Source organism: Nocardia sp. FDAARGOS_372, assembly GCF_002554515.1.
Lineage (GTDB): Bacteria > Actinomycetota > Actinomycetes > Mycobacteriales > Mycobacteriaceae > Nocardia > Nocardia farcinica.
In genome coordinates, this window is sequence record NZ_PDDW01000001.1 from 1395070 (window position 1) to 1413092 (window position 18023).

Genomic DNA, 18023 nt, shown 5'->3' on the forward strand with positions numbered 1-18023 from the left:
ATCTGCCCGCCCAGTGGCCAGATGGACACCTATCGCGAAGATCTGGCCAACGCCGGCTCCCGGTCGCCGGCGTCGCCGTGCTGGAAGGTGGTGCGGTAGGCCTGCGGTGAAGTCCGGGTCAGCCGGGTGAAGTGATAGCGCAGGGTGGTGGCCGAGCCGAAGCCGGACTCCTCGGCCACCCGATCGACCGACAGGCCGGTGGTCTCGAGCAGTTCTTGCGCGCGGTGCACGCGGGCGCGCAGCAGCCACTGCAACGGGGTGGTCCCGATCTCGGCGCGGAAGCGGCGGTTGAGGCTGCGCACACTCATCGCGCCGTGCGCGGCGATGTCGTCGAGGGTGAGCGGGCGGTGCAGGTTGGCCTGCATCCAGTCCAGGACCGGTTGCAGCGAGGTGTCGGGGTCGGCGGGGTCGGCGTGCGCGATGAACTGGGCCTGGCCGCCGTCGCGCTGCGGTGGCATGACGATCCGACGGGCGGTGTCGGCGGCCACCTGCGCGCCGAGATCCTGGCGCACCAGGTGCAGGCAGACGTCGAGCCCCGCGGCGATACCCGCCGAGGTGAGCACCTGCCCGTTGTCGATGAACAGCACCGACGGGTCCACCTCGACCTGTGGGTACCGGCGGGCCAGCTCCGCGGCATGGGCCCAGTGGGTGGTCGTGCGCAGCCCGTCCAGCAACCCGGCCGCGGCGAGGGTGAACGCCCCGACGCACACCGAGGCCACCCGCGCGCCACGGGCCAGGGCCGCGCGCAGCGCCTGGCAGACCGCCGTGGACGGCTCGGTGCGGTAGTCGTCGCGGCCGGGCACGACGACGATGTCGGCCGTCGCGAGAGTGTCGATGCCCCAATCGCTCTGGAGCCGGGCCCGCCCGTGGACCGCGCCGGTGGTGGCCCCCTCCTCGGGCGTCACGATGCGGATCTCGTACCGATCGTCCGCACAGACCGTGTTCGCCGCGCCGAACACCACGCCCGGGAGCATCACCTCGAAACCCACCGCGCCTTCGGAGGCGAGGACCGCCACGATCGTCATGGCTGGAATTTAGCGGATATCCGGGTTCTGGCCTAGGGGGCGGTGCGGCGCTGCTCGAGGGTGTCCAGGATGAGGTCGAGCCCGTAGTCGAATTCGTCGCGGAAGTCGTAGCCGGGTCGCAGGACGTGCCCCACGGCCAGTTCGGTGAAGTGCGGGAACTCCGTGGCGGGCAGTCCGGCCATGATCTCGCGGGCGACCTCCTCGGACTCGGCGGGCGCGGCGAACGGCAGCGTGGCTTCCTGCAGGGCGAATCCGTAGATGTAGCTGTCGATCAGGGCGTAGGCGTGCGCGGTGAGTGCCAGCGAGAAGCCGGCGCCGCGCAGGCAGCCGAGCACCGCCTCGTGGTGGCGCAGGGTGGCCGGACCGGGCGCCTTGCGCGATTCCATGAGTCCGATCGCCCAGCGGTGCCGTGCCAGCGCCGCGCGCACCGAGCGTGCCCGCGCGCCCATCGCCGCACGCCAGTCCAGGCCGGGATCGGGCAGCTCGATCTCGGCGAAGACCAGGTCGACCATGCCGTCGAGCAGCTCGGCCTTGCCGCGCACGTGGTTGTAGAGCGACATCGCCTCCACACCGAGCAGGGTGCCCAGACGGCGCATGGTGAGCGAATCGATGCCGTTGGCGTCGGCGAAATCGACCGCGGCCGAGAGGATCCGATCACGGGTCAGGGGTGGCCGAGCGGGGTTGCGGTGCGGCATGGGGCTCCGGGGGTGGACAGGACGGGGATTGACGGTACTTACACGGTAAGTCTATGGTACTTACAACGTAAGTGAGCCGCGGCGTGCCGAGGCGGTCCCGAAGGCGGTTGTCCTGATGAAAGTGCTGATTGTCCTCGCCGTGCTGATCGTGGCGATTCCGCTGCTCGCGCTGGCGACGCTGCTGATCGGCCTGCGGTACCGGATCGCGCCGATCGTCGACACCGTGCGCCGCTTCAACAAGAAGGTCACCAACCGGCGCGTCCTGCGGGACGCCGGCACGGCCGGCTCGCCCCGCGCGCTGATCCGGCACGTCGGCCGCCGCTCCGGCCGGACCTACGACACTCCCGTCGACGTGATCCCCACCGACACCGGCTATGTCGTCGCCCTGCCCTACGGCACCCGCGCCGACTGGCTGCGCAACGTGCTCGCCGCGGGCTCGGCCACGGTGGTCACCGACGGTGCCACCGTGCCGGTCGATCAGCCCGCGCTCGTGCCGACCGCCGCCGTGGCCGCCCACCTCTCGCCCGGAACCCGCCTGACGCTGCGGCTGTTCCGCGTGGACCGGTGCCTCCAGGTGCGGCGGGCGCCCGTCCGCGAGTCGGCCTAGCGCCCGCTACCTCTCGTCGCCGGTGCCGAAGTACCGCAGCGTCATCTCGATCAATGCCTCGACATCGGACTCGACCATCGGCGCACCGGTCATCCCCATCCGGTGCAGCAGGGTGCCGACGACGACGTCGATGTAGAACAGCACCCGTTGCTCGGACTCGCCGAGCGCGTCCTGAACGGCGATCCGATACGGATCCTGGAAGCGGGTCGACAACAGGGTGCGCAGCTCCGGATCGCTCACCGCGTCGCTGAAGACACCCGCGAAGGCGTCGCCCACGCCGGGATCGGCGATCTTCCCCGCGATCCAACGGATCGCGCCCGTCATGATCTCGGCCCGGTCCGCGCCCTCCAGTGGTACCGGGCCGAAGGCGTCGAGCAGGCAATCGATGATCAGCGCGCCCTTGGACGGCCAGCGGCGGTAGACGGTCGTCTTCGCCACGCCCGCCGCGGCCGCGATGCGATCGACCGTCGCGCGCGCATAACCCAGCTCGTGCACCGTCTGCAAGGTGGCGGCGAAGACCACGGAGTGCAGACCGGACCGTGGCCGCCCCGGTGGCCGAGCGGATTCGCTGCTCACTCGCGTCATGCCCACACCCTAGTGCATTACGCTACTCTTGGTTTCGATACGCCAGGTATCGAAACTGGCGGTTTCACCTGGGCGCGGTACCGGACACAGCGGTACCGCCATCGAGCGGCGAGGAGTGAGCATGGGCAGGGACGACGGTGCCGAGCGCGTCACGCCGGGTATCCGGGTACGGGCATCATGACGGCCACCGATCTCGCCGAGGCACGCGAGCAGGACACGCCGGTCACCGCGGTCGCACCCGAACGGACCGCGATGAGGTTGCTGCGTCCGCATCTGCCGGGCTTCGCCGCCGTGGTCGTCCTGCAGGTCGTCGGCGCGCTGGCGGGTCTGGTGCCGCTGCTGGCCGTGGTGGAGCTGGGCCGGATCCTCCTGTCGCCGACACCGATCCAGGAGGGGCGGGTCTGGTCGGTGGTGCTCGCGGGCGCGGCCGGGTTGTTCGTGCGGCTGGTGTGCGGCGCCGCGGCGTCGGGGCTCGCGCATCTGCTCGACAGCCGGGTGCAACTCGCGTTCCGGCGGCAGCTGGCGGCCCGGCTGGGCACGGTGCCGATCGGCTGGTTCTCCCGGCGGCGCACCGGGGAACTGGCGAAGGTGGTCGGCGAGGACGTCAGCGCCGTGCACCCGTTCATCGCGCACACACCGGGCGAACTCGTCTCCGCCTTCGTGGTGCCGTCGGCCTCGCTGATCTATCTGTTCACCGTGGACTGGCGGCTGACGTTGATCACCCTCGTTCCGGTGCTGCTGGCCGTGGCGGTGGTGCCGCTGATGACGACGTCCGCGCGGCAACGCGAACAAGCGGAGTTCGACGCGGCGATGGGCCGGATCGCGGACTCGGTGGTGGAGTTCGTGCAGGGCATCGCGGTGGTCAAGACGTTCGGCGGTGCCGGTCGCGCCAATCGCCGGTTCCACCGCGCCGCCGACGAATTCGCCGACATCTTCTTGCGGATGGTGCGTGGCCTGGCCGGACCGGCGGCCGCGATGCAGGTGGCGCTGTCGCCGCCGTTCGTCCTGCTGGCCGTGCTGATCGGCGGCACGGTCCTGATCCGCGCCGGCGACATGCCCCCGGCGGATCTGTTGCCGTTCCTGCTGCTCGGTCTCGGACTCACCGCGCCCGTCGCGGCACTGGGGCACGGCTTCGACGACCTCCAGGCCGCCCGCCGCGCGATCGGCCGGATCCGGGAGGTGCTGGCCGAGCCGGCGCTGCCGGAGCCCGCGCGGCCCGCCGTTCCGCGGGGGCACCGGATCGAACTGCGCGACGTGCGTTTCGGCTACGACGCCGGCCGCGACGTGCTGCGCGGCATCGACCTGGTGCTCGAACCCGGCACCGTCACGGCCCTGGTCGGCCCGTCGGGCAGCGGCAAATCGACCCTGGTGCAACTGCTTCCGCGATTCTTCGACCCGACCCACGGATCGGTCCGGCTCGGCGGCGTCGACCTGCGTGACCTCGCGCCCGCACAGCTGTACCGGACGGTGTCGTTCGTCTTTCAGGATGTGCGGCTGCTGCGCGCCTCGATCGCGGACAACATCGCGCTCGCGGTGCCGCACGCCGACCGCGACGCCATCGAACGGGCGGCGCGAGGCGCCGCCATCCACGACCGCATCCTGGAACTGCCGAACGGGTACGACTCGGTGGTCGGCGTCGATGTGGTCCTGTCCGGCGGTGAGGCGCAACGTCTTTCGCTCGCCCGCGCCCTGCTGGCCGCCACGCCGGTGCTGGTACTCGACGAGGCGACCGCCTTCGCCGATCCGCAGACCGAACAGGCGGTGCGCCGGACCTTGTCCGCCCTCGGCGGCGACCGCACGCTCCTGGTGATCGCGCACCGTCTCGAGACCATCGCCGACGCCGACACCGTCGCGGTACTCGACAACGGCACCATCGTCGAACGCGGCAGCCCCCGTGAGCTGCTGGCCCGCGGCGGCCGCTTCGCCGCCCTCTGGGAAACCCACCGCACCGCGGTCGCCGACCGGCCCTCGCGAGAAGAGACACCCCGATGATCCGCACGCTGTTGCGCGTACTCGGCCCCGACTACGCGCCCCCGGTGCGCCGCACCATCGCCCTGATGACCCTCACCGCCGTGGCCGAGGGCCTGTCCTACGCCCTGGTGGTGCCGGTGCTGCGGGCGCTGCTCGGCGACAACCCGGCCGAGGCCGAGCCCTGGCTGATCGCTTTCGGGGCCGCCGTGGCGGGGTACGCGCTGCTGCGTTACCGCAGCGACCTGTCCGGTTTCACCGTCGGCACCACCCTGTTGCGCGGGGTCTACCACCGGCTCGGCGATCATCTGGCCCGGTTGCCGGTCGGCTGGTACACCCCAGGGCGGGTGGGGGAGGTGTCGGTGCTGGCCGGACGCGGTGTCCTCGCCGCGCTGAGCGTGCTGGCCCACCTGCTGGCCCCGCTGGTCTCGGCGACCGTCACGCCCCTGACCATCCTCGCCGTCATGCTCGCCTACGAGTGGCGGCTCGGGCTGGCCGCGCTGGTCGCGGTGCCGATCGTCGCCGCCACCCAGGCCGTCACCGCGCGGGCCGCCACCGCGGGCGACGCCGAACGCCACGAGCGCGACACCGAGGCCGCGAACCGCGTCGTCGAGTATTTGCAGGCGCAGCCGGTACTGCGCGCGGGCGGGCGAACCGCCGAGCGCTTCGCCCTGCTCGACGACGCCCTGCGCGCTGTCGAACGCACCTCCCGCAAGCAGATCGCGACCGCGCTGACCGGCGCGGTCGGCGCGACCCTCACCGTGCAGGCGATGTTCACCGCACTGCTGGCGCTGGCCGCCTACCTCGCCCTGGGCGGCACCGTCGACGTGGCCGAGGTCCTGGCGATTCTGGTGTTGGCCGCCCGCTGCGCCGATCCGCTGCTCGCGCTGGCCGACATCGGCAGTCAGGTGCGCGGCGCCCGCGCCGAACTGCATCGACTCGACGCGGTCCTGCGCACCGAACCGCTGCCGGAACCCGCCGAACCGATCCGGCCGCAGCGGCACGACCTCGCCTTCGACGCCGTGACCCTCGCCCACGGCGATCGGCCCGTGCTCGACGGGGTCACCCTGACCGTGCCGGAAGGGCAACGGCTCGCCGTCGTCGGCCCGTCGGGTGCGGGCAAGAGCACCCTGCTGCACCTGCTCGCGCGCTTCTCCGATGTCGACGCGGGCGCGGTGCGCATCGGCGGGGTGGACGTGCGCGCCATCGACACCGACACGCTCATGTCGCGCATCGCGGTGGTCTTCCAGGACGTGCACCTCTTCGACGGCACCATCGAGGACAACGTCCGCCTCGGCCGGCCCGACGCCACCGACGCCGAGGTCAGGGCCGCGGCGGCGGCCGCCCGCCTGGACGAGGTGATCGAGCGGCTGCCCGACGGCTGGGCGAGCCACGTCGGCGAGGGCGGGGCCCTGCTGTCCGGCGGTGAGCGGCAACGGGTCTCGATCGCCCGGGCGCTGTTGAAGGACGCCCCGATCGTGCTGCTCGACGAGGTGACCTCGGCCCTGGACCCGGTGAACGAGGCCGCCGTGCACGCGGGCATCACCCGGCTGATGGCCGGGCGCACGGTCGTCATGGTGGCGCACCGGCTGCGCACGGTCCGCACCGCCGACCGCATCGTCTTCCTCGACGGCGGGCACGTCGTCGAGGCGGGCACCCACGACGAGCTGCTCGCCCGCGGCGGTCGGTACGCCGACTTCTGGCGCGCGGCAGCCAGTCCGGCGCACACGTGATCGCGGCCCTGTCGTACGGTCGGAACCATGCCGATCGAGCTGGACCTGAACCCCGACGAGCTGTTGTCGACCACCCGCACCGTGCGCAAGCGGCTGGACCTGGAGCGCGAGGTGCCGCTCTCGGTCGTGCGCGAATGTCTCGAGCTCGCGGTGCAGGCGCCGTCGGGGTCCAACCGGCAGGGCTGGCACTGGGTGGTGGTCACCGATGCCGAGAAGCGCAGGCGGTTGGGGGAGCTGTACCGGCGCGGGTTCGCCGAATACCGGGCCGCACCGGAGTACCTGGGCACCAAGGCCACCGGCGATCCGGCGGTGGATGCCACACGTCGCCGGGTGGCCGATTCGGCGGAGTACTTGGCCGAGAAGATGGGGGAGGTGCCGGTGCTGCTGGTGCCGTGCCTGTGGGGGCGCGTCGACAACGTCTCCGGTGCGGCCAGCGCCTCGCACTGGGGGTCGTTGTTCCCGGCGGTGTGGAGCTTCTGCCTGGCGGCCCGCGCCCGTGGGCTCGGCACGGCGTGGACCACCCTGCATCTGAAGTACGAGCGGGAGGCGGCCGAGGTGCTCGGCATCCCCTTCGAGAAGGTGTCGCAGGGGGCGCTGATCCCCGTCGCCTACACCAAGGGCACCGACTTCAAGCCCGCCGCCCGGGTCGACATGGGGCGGATCGTGCATGTCGACTCGTGGTGAGCTGACCCGAGGTCAGCTCAGCGCCAGATAGGCAGCCAGGCCGGTGCCGCAGACGGCGACCGCGATGCGGACCGCCGTCGGCGGCAGCCGCGCGACCAGGGGCGGTCCGCACCACCCGCCGGCGAAGGCGCCGACCGCCATGGCCGCCGCCGCGAGCCAGTGCACCGGCCCGAACACGGCGAATCCGATGGCGGCCACGAAATTCGCGATGCCGGTGAGGAAGCTCTTGAGCACCCCGGCCCGCCACATGGTGGCCGAGGTGCAGACCAGGATCAGCGCCAGGAACATCACCCCGACGCCCGCCCCGAAATAGCCGCCGTACACGGCGACGGCGAATATGCCGAGCGGGTAGAGCCGCGGAAACTCCCGGTCGCCGGCCAGCTCCCGCAGCTTCGGCTGCGCCAGCAGGCTCAGCGAGGCCGCCGCGAGCAGGAACGGCACCGCCACCTCGAAGGCGTCGGCGGGGGTGAGCAGCAGCAGCGCCGCGCCCGCGGTGCCGCCGAGCGCCGAGTACGCCGCGTACCGGGCGAGCGTGCGGCCTTCGACCGCGTGCCCGGCACCCGCCTTGGCGGTGGACCCGACACCGACCGCGACCATCGCCACCGTGTTGGTGACATTGGCCGCGACCGGGGGCAGTCCCGCTGCCAGCAGCGCCGGATAGGAGATCAGCGAGGCGATCCCGGTGACGTACCCGATCACGCCGGCGAAGAACCCGGCCAGGGCCACCAGGCTCAGGGTGAGAACGCTCAACGGGCCGCCACCCGACCGGACACGCGAATCATCGGATGATTCTGGACGTTCGCGGCGGCGGGCGGCAAATCCGGCGGCCCGAAGCCGATGCAGATCACAACGGCCGATCACCCGGACCGGCAACCGGTCAGGAATCGAGAAGCGTAGGTCGGCGCGGACGCCATAGCGTCGTTTTCATCGTCGTCGATCGACATCGGCAGGCACGGGCGGATCGCAGGGATCCGCCGCTCGAGGAGGGCGCAATGGACTGGAACAAGGGAATCCGGCAGACGCACCGGGTGCTGGCGATCGTCTTCACCCTCAGCGTCGTCGTCACCGTGGTGGCGATGGCGGCGCAGGGGCCGGCGTGGCTGGCGTATCTGCCACTGCCGCCACTGGCGCTGTTGTTCTTCTCCGGTGCGGGCCTGTACGCGCTGTGGTGGCGCGGGCGGCGGAGCGCGGACGCGGGCGGACCGCCGGCGCGGGCGGCGGGTGTGCGGCGGCTGCACCGCTGGTCCGCCGTCGCCTTCACGGTGACGGTGCTCGCGACCTTCGTCGCGCTGTCGCTGCCGGAACCGATCGTCTGGGTGTCGTATCTGCCCTTGATCCCGCTGCTGGCGCTGCTGGTCTCGGGGCTGTACATGTTCGCGCTGCCGTATCGGCGGCGCGCGGCCGGCGCGGAATCGACCGCGATGCGGTCGTCGGTGGGGTAGGGGCGGCTCCGGTCGCCGACCGACGGCAACCGGAGGGTCCGACCGTGGCCGCTAGTACTTCGGCCGGGTGCACGGGACCGGCAGCCCCGAGCCGGTGCCCAGATCGCAGACGGCGCCGGTCAGCATCTGGAACGGGGTGACGCCGACGAGGACCAGCAACCCGAGGAAGTCACCACGCCCGAGGTAGTACCCGGCCGACTCCAGCGCGGCCGCGCCACTGTCCACCATCGACGAACCGGTGCTCACGGCGACGGGGATGGCGTGGGCCGGGCCCGGCTCGGCAGGCGCGGCCGCGGCGCTCGCGGCGGCGGCGACGAGGGACGCCGCGGCCACCGAGGCGGTGGCGAGACGAAGGGGGGTACGCATCATTGCGCTCCTTTGGTCGTGAATTGTCATTAACATAGTAGGGCCGAAGGGTCCCGATGGTGCGGCGAATCGAGGAGATCGGCGTCCGCTGCGGGCCGCGCGGTCGCAGGGAAGACGGATGGCCGACCTGGCATCCATCTGCGTAAATGTCGTCGTCTCGATGAGTGGTCGGCGGGTTCGCGTGCTGATCGCGATCGGGTGCGCACCCGGTCGGCGGCATGGGCACTCGGATGGTCATCCGGAGAAGGAACACCCACTTACGTCGATTTCGCCCGACTCGGTTCACCGCTTTCCGGCACCCGCGAGAAAATTCTTCCCGGCAGATGTCGAGAACGCGTCCGCGGTTCCGTCCCAGGGGTACGAGACCAACTAGGGTCGCAATTCCCGAAGGGAGAACGTCATGGCCAAGTACCTGCTTCTCAAGCACTATCGCGGCGCTCCGGCGGCGGTCAACGACGTGCCGATGGATCGGTGGACGCCCGAGGAGATCCACGCGCACGTCCAGTACATGAACGACTTCGCGGCGCGGCTGGAGGCCAGCGGCGAATTCGTCGACGGGCAGGCCCTCGCTCCGGAGGGCATGTGGGTGCGCTCGGACGGCGAGGGTAAGCCACCCGTCACCGACGGCCCGTTCGCCGAGACCAAGGATCTGATCGCGGGCTGGATGATCATCGACGTGGACTCCCAGGACCGCGCCGTCGAGCTCGCGGGCGAGCTGTCGGCGGCGCCCGGTGCGGGCGGCGCACCGATCCACGAGTGGCTCGAGGTGCGCCCGTTCCTCACCGCCCCGCCGACCGTCACCGAGTGATGGCCGCCGACGCGATGGACGCGGCGCGGCTGCGCGCCTTGATCCCCGGGGTGCTGGCGGCCCTCGTCCACCGCGGGGCGGATTTCGCGACGGCCGAGGACGCGGTGCAGGAGGCGCTGGTGCGGGCGGTGGAGACCTGGCCGCGGCAGCACCCCGCCGACGAGAAGGGCTGGCTGATCACCACGGCTTGGCGCTGCTTCCTCGACCTGGCCCGCTCCGACACCGCCCGGCGGCGGCGCGAGGAACGGATGCTCGACGAACCGCCGCCCGGGCCGGCCGCCTCGGTCGACGAAACGCTGCAGCTGTATTTCCTGTGCGCGCATCCGAGCCTCACCCCGGCCTCGGCCGTCGCGTTGACGCTGCGGGCGGTCGGCGGGCTCACCACCCGCCAGATCGCGCGGGCCTACCTGGTGCCCGAAGCGACCATGGCGCAACGCATCAGCCGCGCCAAGCGCACCGTGAGCGAGATCCGGCTGGATACGCCGGGTGACCTGCGCACCGTGCTGCGCACGCTCTACCTGGTGTTCAACGAGGGATACAGCGGCGATGTCGACCTGGCCGCCGAAGCGATCCGGCTCGCCGGCCAACTCGCCGCCGCCACCGACGATCCGGAGGTGGCCGGGCTGCTCGCCCTGTTCCTGCTGCACCATGCCCGCCGTCCGGCCCGCACCCGCGACGACGGCAGCCTGGTACCGCTGGCCGAACAGGACCGCACCCGGTGGCGGCGCGACCTGATCGCGCAGGGGATCGCGGTGTTGCAGACCGCACTGGCGCGCGACCGGCTGGGGGAGTACCAAGCCCAGGCCGCCATCGCCGCCCTGCACGCGGACGCGCCGACCGCGGCCGAGACCGACTGGGTGCAGATCGTCGAGTGGTACGACGAGCTGGTGCGGCTCACCGACAGCCCGATCGTGCGACTCAACCGCGCCGTCGCCCTCGGCGAAGCGGACGGCCCGCGCGCCGGATTGGCCGCGCTCGCCGATCTCGACCCCGGACTCCCGCGGTACACCGCCGCGAACGCCTACCTTCACGAGAAGGCAGGCGAACTCGCCACCGCGGCCCGCCGTTACGTCGAAGCCGCCGAACAGGCGGACAATCTGGCCGAGCGCAACCACCTCACCCTCCGCGCGGCCGCACTGCACCAGCGGCTGGCGGACGAAGACCGAGCCGCGACGAAACCGCCGTGCGGGCCCGGGTGATCCTGCTATCTTCGCCGGACAGTCGCGCACTCCCGCGACCACCCGGGGACGTGCGCGGTCGGTGAGGAGTGCAGCGTGATCCGTGTCCCCTGGCGTCTGCTCTCGCGGATCGCGAGCATGTCCTGCAGCATCACCCTGATCGCGGTATCGGTATCGGCACTGTCGGCGGCGGACCCGCCCGCAGGCGAGCGGATCGAGTTGGTCTATCCGTCCACTTCGTCGGTGCCGTCGGTGATCTCGTCGGTGGTTCGCAGGCACCTGCCGCTGCCCGCCTCGGCCGGGCCCCGTCCCCCCGAGTGTGATCAACTGTCCTACCTGCGGTTCCGCTCGGCCGCGGGCCCCGAGGAGGCAGCCCGCGCCGACCGCATCCTCGTCGCCCAGCCCGGCATCTTCGAGGGGGCGAGCGCTTTCGAGAGCCTGGCCCGCAACACCGTCGCGGCCGCCGCGCAGCAGGGCGCGCACCTCGAATTCTGGGCGCTGGACCGCCGTTCCAACTGCCTCGAAGACCACACCGGACGCCTCGCGGGCCTGCGGACGGACTCGCTCGACGTCGCCACCGCCTACTACTTCGGCGGCGCGGAGATCGACGGCAGGCGCTTCGCCGGATTTCCCGTCGACGGACCCGCGGTGGCCTGGCTGGCGAATCAAGGTCTGGCACAGACACTGCGCGACCAGTACGACCTGCTGCGCGCCGAGCTGCCCGACCCGGCGGTCCGCGCGCGAAAGGTGCTGTGCGGCGGGCACTCCCTCGGTGGACTGATCACCGGCAACTTCGCCGAATGGGATTTCGACGGCGACCCGGCCACCACCGACGACGCCGGCCACCGGCAGTGCGCCGGGTACTTCGCCCTCGACACCGCCGTCAGCGCCGACCCGGCGGCGCTGATGCCGCAGGCCGAACTGCCCGATCTGCCGCCCGCCGTGGCCGCGGTGCTCGCCGCCGGGACCGGACGGGTGGGCACCGCGCTACCGGTGTTGGCCGCCCCGGCGGTCATCAACCCGGAGACGATGAACCTGCTCGCGCTGGCCGGCCTGGCGGCGCATCTCGAGCCCGAGGGGGTCGACCAGATCGTCGCGCGCCTGCCGCGCAATCCGAATGTCGATGCGACGCTGCGGGTTCTACTCGCCCAGGACCACCGCGCGGTGCTCACCGGCCATCCCGACATCCGCACTCTGCATGCCACCAACACCGCCGTGCTCGGCGCGATCCTCGACGACAACTCCCAACCGTTCGCCTTCCTGCAAGCCAGCACGGGTTTCCTCGCCCCCGGCACCCCCGTGGGCCCGAAGTCCTTCCCGCTGCCCACCGCCGCAGCCGCCGCACTCCCACTCGGCCCGGCGCTGTTCGGCACCGCGAAGAAGTTCGCCCCCACCGGGTTCGACCCCGGCACCGTCTACCGCTGGAGCGACTACGACGCCGTCGACCCGGCCCGCTTCGACGCCACCACACCGGACAGCGAGATCACCTCCGTCCACGAACTCGCCCGCGATCTGTGCGAACCACCCCTGGACTTCACGGAGTGGTATTTCCCCACGCGCCTCACCCTCGACACCGCCACTCCCGGCGGCCCCGGCATCGATCGACACCACCGCTACCCCGACGCCGCCACCGGCGCGCCGACGATCACCTTCGTCGCCGCCGACGGCGTGGGCGTGCGGCCCCCGCCGGAAACCTCCGGTCGCGTCGTCGACCTGCCCGGCTACAACCATCTCGACGTGGTGACCGCCGCCGCCGAGCAGAACGACGGTCGCCCGGAGACGGTCTCGACCCAGCTGGCCGCCTTCGCCGTCGCGCTGAGCTGACCGGGGCCGGACCAGACCACCCGTACCCCGCCACCGCCGCGCCGCGCGGTGTGCCGCACGTCACCCCGACGGGTGGAAGATCTCCGCGCGGGCCGCCGTTGTAGATGCTGTCGGCGCCTCGGGCAGCCCCGGGCCGCACCCTTCGTCGCTACGAGCGACCACTCGCCGAGAGGCGCTTGCCTGGTGCCGACCCCCGTTCGCGGGAACGCCGCAGGTCCACGGACCTGCGGCGTTGTGCATTCCAGAACCCTCGGCCCCGCCGGTACTGAAGCACCAGAGGTCGCTGCCACATTCGGTGCCCCGCCGGTCGCTGAACCCGGCCCCGCCCGGCGCGGCGAGTCCGGACTCTGCTGCCACTTCCGACTGCCTGCCTCGCCCCGGTCCATGTGGCTTCCGAACCCAGGTGACCCCACCGGGACCAAAGCCTGCTGTCGGGAACTGGATGTCTGCGTGACGGTCCTCGCGGGTGGACCGGTTCTAGAGGGCTGTCGTGATGTGCAGAGGCGGGTTGATTTTGAGTGGTGGCGGGGTGTCGATGAGGTGGTGTTGGGGTGAGTGCGACTCGACGGTCACGGTGTACTGCACGAGGAAATCGAATTCGTCGCCACGTACGAGTAGGTAGCGGGTGGTGGCGTGAACTTGTCGGTCTCCGCCGACGTAGCTGCCGGTGATGACGGCTGATCGGTAGCCGCAGCAATCGTCGTATCCGTGAGAGGTCTCGGTCCAGGATGGGAGACGGCGGGAGTCCACGAACGCGCGGTCCATCAATTCCCAAGTGTCCACGCGGGCGGTGAGCCGGCCGACCATGATGACGATATTGTCGACCCATTCGGCGTTGTCGATTCCGGTGGGTGCGTGAGCCCATGCCAGGTACGCCCCCGGGGCGACTTCTCGTCCGATCGGAACCCAGGCGGCCGGGAGATCGACCCAAACCTGGGGTGCGCCGATGGTGTCAGGATGCACGGGGACGCATCGCACGGATCGGTTGTATAGATATTCGGCGATACTTTCGCTCACGGGGTCTCGCTTCCAGACGCTGATGGGGCAGTTCTCCGGTGTGGGGCCGACAGGTGTGAGGATCACCGAGCGGGTTGCTGGTGGTAGTGCACGGTGAACCAAGGCAGCACAGACGGCGAGGCCAGCAGCGCGCGGTCGGGTGGGGTGATGTGCAGGTGGGCCACCAATCCCAGCAGCAGGTTGGAGTCGCAGCGGAGGATGCAGGCCGGAATGCCGAATTCTCCGACGTCGTCGAAGAGAGGGTGCCGCGGCCGCATGGACCGGTCGGCCAGTACCGCGGTTACGACGGGGGCTTCGGTGTTGTAGGCCGAGAGCCTGCGTTCTCGGCCTCGGATCTCTGTAATCTCCTCCCAGCCGATGCGTGTGGTGGCGCGCAGGGGGGTTCGGCAGACGATTCCCGCTGGATACATCTCATACGAGATGCGGGTGACGCGGACGAACACCATCAACAGCACGCAGATGGCGGCGGCGATGGCCATCACCAGCGCGACGCCGGCTCCACCGCTGTTGTCGCGGGAGAACGGGAGCAGCTCCGCTCCGGCGCCGGACTGCCACGACCACCACGCCATCGCCCCGTAGAGGGCGCAGCCGGCCAGGATCAAGATCAGCGGCAGGACCTGGGAGTTCTGTTCGAGCCGGACTCCCAGACCCCAGTCGGGGTCCGTATGCGTTGTGACCGGGGGGCCTAGCCGCGCGCTCGCGCGCGGGAACAATGACAACGCCCGGGCGGCGAAGAGCCCGACCGCGCCGGCGCTGAGCATCGCCACACCGAGACGGCCGAGCGGGACCGCGAGACCGTTGCCAACGCCGCGCGCCGCCATCACCAACCACAACAGCATGATGAGCGCGAAGAAGACCGCCGCCGCAGCCGAGAGCCACGCCGCGGCACGGGAATAGCGCCCATCCCACTGCCGCGGAATGGACAGGACCGGTGCGGAGTTCGGCGGGCTCATGACCAGATCCACTGAATGCTCTTGGAGACCAAACCCATTCCCGCGGCCGTTCCAGCGCCCTCGCTCACGATCGCCTTCGTGGGATCCATGCCGCCGTTGATGTCGTTGGCGATCGCGGGCACGGTACCGATCACGTTACCGACGATGCCCAGCCTGCTGAAGCCGGTCGACCATTGCCCGTCCTTGGAGGTAGCCCAGTTTTCGACCCACTTCAGCACCCCCGTGTCCGCGGCTTCCTTCACCCTGCCGGTGACGGAGGTGCGATAGATCGACTTCAGCTCCGCCAGCGGCTGGTTCATCGCGTTGTAGGCTCCTGTGCACGCTGCGGCCAGATCGTCATAAGCGGTGGCGTTCGCCCACCGCGGCAACCACCATCAACCCCGACAAGTGATTGAACCGCGCCTTCAGCACATTCTTCGCCGTAGTGCTGTGCCCATCGGACGCACTCAGCGATACCCCCACCGCCGAACCAGGCAACGCCCGGGCAGCAGCGCCCGCATCCAACCGCTTGGCCTTCTCGATCTCATTCGGCAACAACGCCAACGCGGCTGCCGCCTGACGCAAGGAATCTGGATCGACCTCGAACGCCACAGAACCACCCCCCTTTCAGAACGATCACGAGTATAGACGTCCTCGCCCAGCAGTCGGTTCCACCCGCCCAGCCGTCGGCATGAGCGGGAAGCCGACTCGTCCGCAACCTCATCACAGGCCCGATCGTGCTGTTCCACCTGGGCATCTCGAGATCTCCGGTGCAGCCGGGCTCAGCGTGGCTGCGGTGCGCGCCCGCACCCTTCGGGGCCTCTACCGGCTGGGGCCTTTTGGTTCCGAAGCCCTCGGTGGTTCGCTGCCGGAAGGTTCGTTGTCTCGGGAGGTCGCTTGGCCGCATCCAACGTCACGAGCTGGGCGGCTTTCCGGATGCAGCAGCCGATCCGAGTGAGCAGGCAGCTGTGGGATCGGGCGATGTCCGGCAGATGTGACGACCTGCCACCGGCGCGCCGCGGTGGCAGGCCATGCCGAGGTGTTCATGTCGGCTCCTGAACTGTCGGGCCTTCATCGGAGGGTGAGCGGTGCCTCGGTGTCGAGGTGGGTCAGTTTCTGTGGGTTGCGCACGTAGTACAGCCCGGTGATCCGGTCGTCCGCGAGCTGCATCGCGAGCACGCCGTCGAGCTCGCCGTCGATGTGCAGTGCCAGTGCGGGCGCGGCGTTGACCAGCGTCGGCTCGGCGGTGAGCGCGACCCGGTGCCTGGCGAGGCCGCCGACGACGAACCGGGCCACCTTGTCGGCGCCGACCACCGGTCGCGGGTTGGCCTGCTTGATCCCGCCGCCGTCGCTGATCGCGACCACGTCGGGGGCGAGCACGTCCAACAGGCCCTGGATGTCGCGGTCCTCCAGGGCCCGCTGGAACGCTGCCAGCGCGGCCTGCGCCTGCCCGGGCGGCACCGACCGGCGTGGGCGGCGCGCCTCGACGTGGCGGCGGGCGCGGTGCGCGATCTGATGCACGGCGGCCGGGGTCTTGTCGACCGCGGCCGCGATCTCGTCGTAGCCGAATCCGAACGCCTCGCGCAGCACGAACACCGCGCGTTCGGTCGGGGACAGCGTCTCGAGCACGAGCATCAGCGCCATCGAGACGCTGTCGGCCAGTTCGGCGTCCGCGGCGACGTCGGGGGTGGTCAGCAGCGGCTCCGGCAGCCAGGAGCCCACATAGGACTCGCGGCGGCGTTTCACCGAGCGCAGGCGGTTGAGGGCCTGGCGGGTGGTGATGCGCACCAGGTAGGCGCGCGGTTCGCGCACCTCGGCGGTGTCGACAGCGGTCCAGCGCAGCCATGTCTCCTGCAGGACGTCGTCGGCGTCGGCCGCCGACCCGAGCATCTCGTAGGCGACGGTGAACAGCAGATTGCGGTGGGCGAGAAAGGTTTCCGTCGCCGCGGCCGACGTACTCATGCGACCGGGGTCGCCGCGTCCTGCTGCCGGGCCGCCAGCTGGGCGGGCCGGTGCTTGCCGTCCTTCATCCACTTGTGCGAGCCGGGCTTGCGCGCCTCGGTCACCAGATGCTTGACGCTGAACTCGCACGACACTTCCTTCAGCTTCTTGCCGACCGGCCCGGGGAAGTAGATCGGCATCGCGGTGTCGTCCTTGTGGGCCAGCTGGAAGATGCCCGCGGTGCGGCCGAAGCTGATGCACATCGCCGAGAAGGACAGGTCGATCGGCGCGGGCTGCCGTCCGGCCATCCGGCTCAGCAGGGTGTCGGCGGCGTGGGCACCGAGGCAACCCGCGGCGTAGGCGCTCATCCGGAACGGCAGTCCCGAGGGCGCCGAGGAGTCGCCCGCGGCGACGATGCGTTCGTCGTCGACGCTGGTGAGCGTCTCGTAGGTGAGCAACCGGCCCGCGGCGTCGGTGCGCAGGCCGCTGCGCGCGGCCAGATCGGGGACACCGAAGCCCGCGGCCCAGATGGTGATCGCGCTGCGCACCGCGTGTCCGCCGCCGAGTTCGACGGTGTCGCGGGTGACCGCGGTGACCGTCGCTTCGGGGCCTTCGAGCACCTCCACGCCGAGGCGGGTGAGGTATCGGCGGGCGGTGCGCCGCGCCTTGGCGTGCAGGTACGGCGCGAGCGTCCCGCCGCACACCAGGGTCACCGCGCGGCCCTGCTCGGCCAGTTCGGCGGCGGTCTCGATGCCGGTCGGGCCGCCCCCGACCACCGTCACCGCCGCCGACTGCGGGGTATCCAGCAGCGCCGAGCGCAGCCGCTGCGCCGCCTCGAAGGTGGCGAGGGGGTAGGCGAATTCGGCGACGCCGGGCACCGGGGGTGTCGCGGCGAGGCTGCCCACCGCGTAGACCAGGTAGTCGTAGCCGAGCGTGCCGCCGCCGGCCAGCTCCACCGTGCTGGTCTGCGCGTCGATCCGCGTGACGGTGTCCACCACCAACTCGACGCCGTCGGCGAGCACGTCGGTGTAGTCGACGACCGCGTCGTGCGTCCCGCCGACCAGCTGGTGCAACCGCAGCCGCGGCACGAACCGCGGTCGCGGATTCACCACGGTCACCTGCACGTCCGCGCGCTGGGTCAGCCGGTCGGCCGCCATCACCCCGGCGTACCCGCCGCCGACGACGACCACCTGGATGTTCCCGCTCATGCTGTCTCTC

General features: G+C 71.1%; 19 protein-coding genes. 8 read left to right on the forward strand and 11 right to left on the reverse strand.

The genetic code is table 11. The features are described from left to right. Positions 1–29 precede the first annotated feature (29 nt). The gene (locus CRM89_RS06920; protein ID WP_098083527.1) at positions 30–1025 is read right to left on the reverse strand and encodes a GlxA family transcriptional regulator; all 996 of its coding nucleotides are present in this window, start codon (positions 1023–1025) and stop codon (positions 30–32) included. 32 nt (positions 1026–1057) lie between these two features. Next, positions 1058–1720, reverse strand: a complete 663-nt coding sequence (locus tag CRM89_RS06925) for a TetR/AcrR family transcriptional regulator (protein WP_011209330.1) — start codon at positions 1718–1720, stop codon at positions 1058–1060. Between the two features lie 115 nt (positions 1721–1835). Between CRM89_RS06925 and CRM89_RS06930 the strand changes: the two genes are divergently transcribed. After that, a complete protein-coding gene (locus tag CRM89_RS06930) occupies positions 1836–2327 on the forward strand; it encodes a nitroreductase family deazaflavin-dependent oxidoreductase (protein WP_060591169.1) in 492 nt (163 codons plus the stop codon). A 6-nt stretch (positions 2328–2333) separates the two neighbouring features. Here CRM89_RS06930 and CRM89_RS06935 read toward each other — a convergent pair whose 3' ends face one another. Then, positions 2334–2912 carry a TetR/AcrR family transcriptional regulator gene (locus CRM89_RS06935; RefSeq protein ID WP_098083528.1) on the reverse strand — a complete coding sequence of 193 codons (579 nt, stop codon included), beginning with the start codon at positions 2910–2912 and terminating at the stop codon, positions 2334–2336. Between the two features lie 177 nt (positions 2913–3089). Between CRM89_RS06935 and CRM89_RS06940 the strand changes: the two genes are divergently transcribed. From CRM89_RS06940 to CRM89_RS06950, 3 genes are read left to right on the forward strand one after another with little or no spacing between them, the layout of a single operon-like run. Further along, a complete protein-coding gene (locus CRM89_RS06940) occupies positions 3090–4904 on the forward strand; it encodes an ABC transporter ATP-binding protein (protein ID WP_098083529.1) in 1815 nt (604 codons plus the stop codon). Further along, on the forward strand, positions 4901–6613 hold the full coding sequence (locus tag CRM89_RS06945) for an ABC transporter ATP-binding protein (RefSeq protein WP_098083530.1): 1713 nt from the start codon (positions 4901–4903) through the stop codon (positions 6611–6613). Before CRM89_RS06940 ends, CRM89_RS06945 begins: the two co-directional genes overlap by 4 nt. Positions 6614–6646: 33 nt before the next feature. Then, on the forward strand, positions 6647–7297 hold the full coding sequence (locus tag CRM89_RS06950) for a nitroreductase family protein (protein ID WP_098086901.1): 651 nt from the start codon (positions 6647–6649) through the stop codon (positions 7295–7297). Positions 7298–7309: 12 nt separating this feature from the next. Here CRM89_RS06950 and CRM89_RS06955 read toward each other — a convergent pair whose 3' ends face one another. Continuing rightward, entirely contained in the window at positions 7310–8047 is a 738-nt protein-coding gene (locus CRM89_RS06955) for a sulfite exporter TauE/SafE family protein (protein ID WP_060591164.1), read from the reverse strand. Between the two features lie 242 nt (positions 8048–8289). Between CRM89_RS06955 and CRM89_RS30825 the strand changes: the two genes are divergently transcribed. Then, positions 8290–8739, forward strand: coding sequence for a hypothetical protein (locus CRM89_RS30825; RefSeq protein WP_172964454.1), 450 nt, complete (start codon positions 8290–8292; stop codon positions 8737–8739). A gap of 51 nt (positions 8740–8790) precedes the next feature. Here the strand turns inward: CRM89_RS30825 and CRM89_RS06965 are convergent, their stop codons facing one another. Continuing rightward, positions 8791–9105, reverse strand: a complete 315-nt coding sequence (locus CRM89_RS06965; protein WP_127516092.1) for a hypothetical protein — start codon at positions 9103–9105, stop codon at positions 8791–8793. A 400-nt stretch (positions 9106–9505) separates the two neighbouring features. Here CRM89_RS06965 and CRM89_RS06970 point away from each other — a divergent pair, with 400 nt between their 5' ends. The 3 genes from CRM89_RS06970 (at position 9506) to CRM89_RS06980 (ending at position 12915) form a co-directional block, all read left to right on the forward strand. Beyond that, entirely contained in the window at positions 9506–9913 is a 408-nt protein-coding gene (locus tag CRM89_RS06970) for a YciI family protein (RefSeq protein WP_011209339.1), read from the forward strand. Continuing rightward, on the forward strand, positions 9913–11112 hold the full coding sequence (locus tag CRM89_RS06975) for an RNA polymerase sigma factor (RefSeq protein WP_098083532.1): 1200 nt from the start codon (positions 9913–9915) through the stop codon (positions 11110–11112). Before CRM89_RS06970 ends, CRM89_RS06975 begins: the two co-directional genes overlap by 1 nt. A gap of 75 nt (positions 11113–11187) precedes the next feature. Beyond that, a complete protein-coding gene (locus CRM89_RS06980; protein ID WP_229435015.1) occupies positions 11188–12915 on the forward strand; it encodes a hypothetical protein in 1728 nt (575 codons plus the stop codon). Between the two features lie 477 nt (positions 12916–13392). On the opposite strand, the gene CRM89_RS30830 is transcribed toward CRM89_RS06980, so the two are convergent. The 6 genes from CRM89_RS30830 to CRM89_RS07005 form a co-directional block, all read right to left on the reverse strand. Continuing rightward, positions 13393–13932: an LpqN/LpqT family lipoprotein gene (locus tag CRM89_RS30830; RefSeq protein WP_098701401.1), complete on the reverse strand. Its 540-nt coding sequence runs from the start codon at positions 13930–13932 to the stop codon at positions 13393–13395. Between the two features lie 62 nt (positions 13933–13994). Next, positions 13995–14897, reverse strand: a complete 903-nt coding sequence (locus tag CRM89_RS30835) for a hypothetical protein (RefSeq protein WP_172964455.1) — start codon at positions 14895–14897, stop codon at positions 13995–13997. Further along, positions 14882–15184, reverse strand: coding sequence for a hypothetical protein (locus CRM89_RS06990; RefSeq protein ID WP_098083534.1), 303 nt, complete (start codon positions 15182–15184; stop codon positions 14882–14884). The genes CRM89_RS30835 and CRM89_RS06990 overlap by 16 nt, the downstream gene beginning before the upstream one ends. Positions 15185–15221: 37 nt before the next feature. Further along, on the reverse strand, positions 15222–15476 hold the full coding sequence (locus tag CRM89_RS06995; protein ID WP_098083535.1) for a hypothetical protein: 255 nt from the start codon (positions 15474–15476) through the stop codon (positions 15222–15224). A gap of 459 nt (positions 15477–15935) precedes the next feature. Then, positions 15936–16826 (reverse strand): RNA polymerase sigma-70 factor, encoded by an 891-nt coding sequence (locus tag CRM89_RS07000; RefSeq protein WP_060591152.1) that lies wholly within the window; start codon positions 16824–16826, stop codon positions 15936–15938. Then, the gene (locus CRM89_RS07005) at positions 16823–18013 is read right to left on the reverse strand and encodes an NAD(P)/FAD-dependent oxidoreductase (RefSeq protein ID WP_098083536.1); all 1191 of its coding nucleotides are present in this window, start codon (positions 18011–18013) and stop codon (positions 16823–16825) included. Before CRM89_RS07005 ends, CRM89_RS07000 begins: the two co-directional genes overlap by 4 nt. Between the last annotated feature and the right edge of the window lie 10 nt (positions 18014–18023).

Coding starts and splice junctions, on each gene's coding strand:
- CRM89_RS06965 (WP_127516092.1), bottom strand. CDS start 9,105: ATGCGTACCCCCCTTCGTCTCGCCACCGCCTCGGTGGCCGCGGCGTCC.
- CRM89_RS06930 (WP_060591169.1), top strand. CDS start 1,836: ATGAAAGTGCTGATTGTCCTCGCCGTGCTGATCGTGGCGATTCCGCTG.
- CRM89_RS07000 (WP_060591152.1), bottom strand. CDS start 16,826: ATGAGTACGTCGGCCGCGGCGACGGAAACCTTTCTCGCCCACCGCAAT.
- CRM89_RS06940 (WP_098083529.1), top strand. CDS start 3,090: ATGACGGCCACCGATCTCGCCGAGGCACGCGAGCAGGACACGCCGGTC.
- CRM89_RS06920 (WP_098083527.1), bottom strand. CDS start 1,025: ATGACGATCGTGGCGGTCCTCGCCTCCGAAGGCGCGGTGGGTTTCGAG.
- CRM89_RS06975 (WP_098083532.1), top strand. CDS start 9,913: ATGGCCGCCGACGCGATGGACGCGGCGCGGCTGCGCGCCTTGATCCCC.
- CRM89_RS06945 (WP_098083530.1), top strand. CDS start 4,901: ATGATCCGCACGCTGTTGCGCGTACTCGGCCCCGACTACGCGCCCCCG.
- CRM89_RS06925 (WP_011209330.1), bottom strand. CDS start 1,720: ATGCCGCACCGCAACCCCGCTCGGCCACCCCTGACCCGTGATCGGATC.
- CRM89_RS30825 (WP_172964454.1), top strand. CDS start 8,290: ATGGACTGGAACAAGGGAATCCGGCAGACGCACCGGGTGCTGGCGATC.
- CRM89_RS07005 (WP_098083536.1), bottom strand. CDS start 18,013: ATGAGCGGGAACATCCAGGTGGTCGTCGTCGGCGGCGGGTACGCCGGG.
- CRM89_RS06990 (WP_098083534.1), bottom strand. CDS start 15,184: ATGAACCAGCCGCTGGCGGAGCTGAAGTCGATCTATCGCACCTCCGTC.
- CRM89_RS06970 (WP_011209339.1), top strand. CDS start 9,506: ATGGCCAAGTACCTGCTTCTCAAGCACTATCGCGGCGCTCCGGCGGCG.
- CRM89_RS06935 (WP_098083528.1), bottom strand. CDS start 2,912: ATGACGCGAGTGAGCAGCGAATCCGCTCGGCCACCGGGGCGGCCACGG.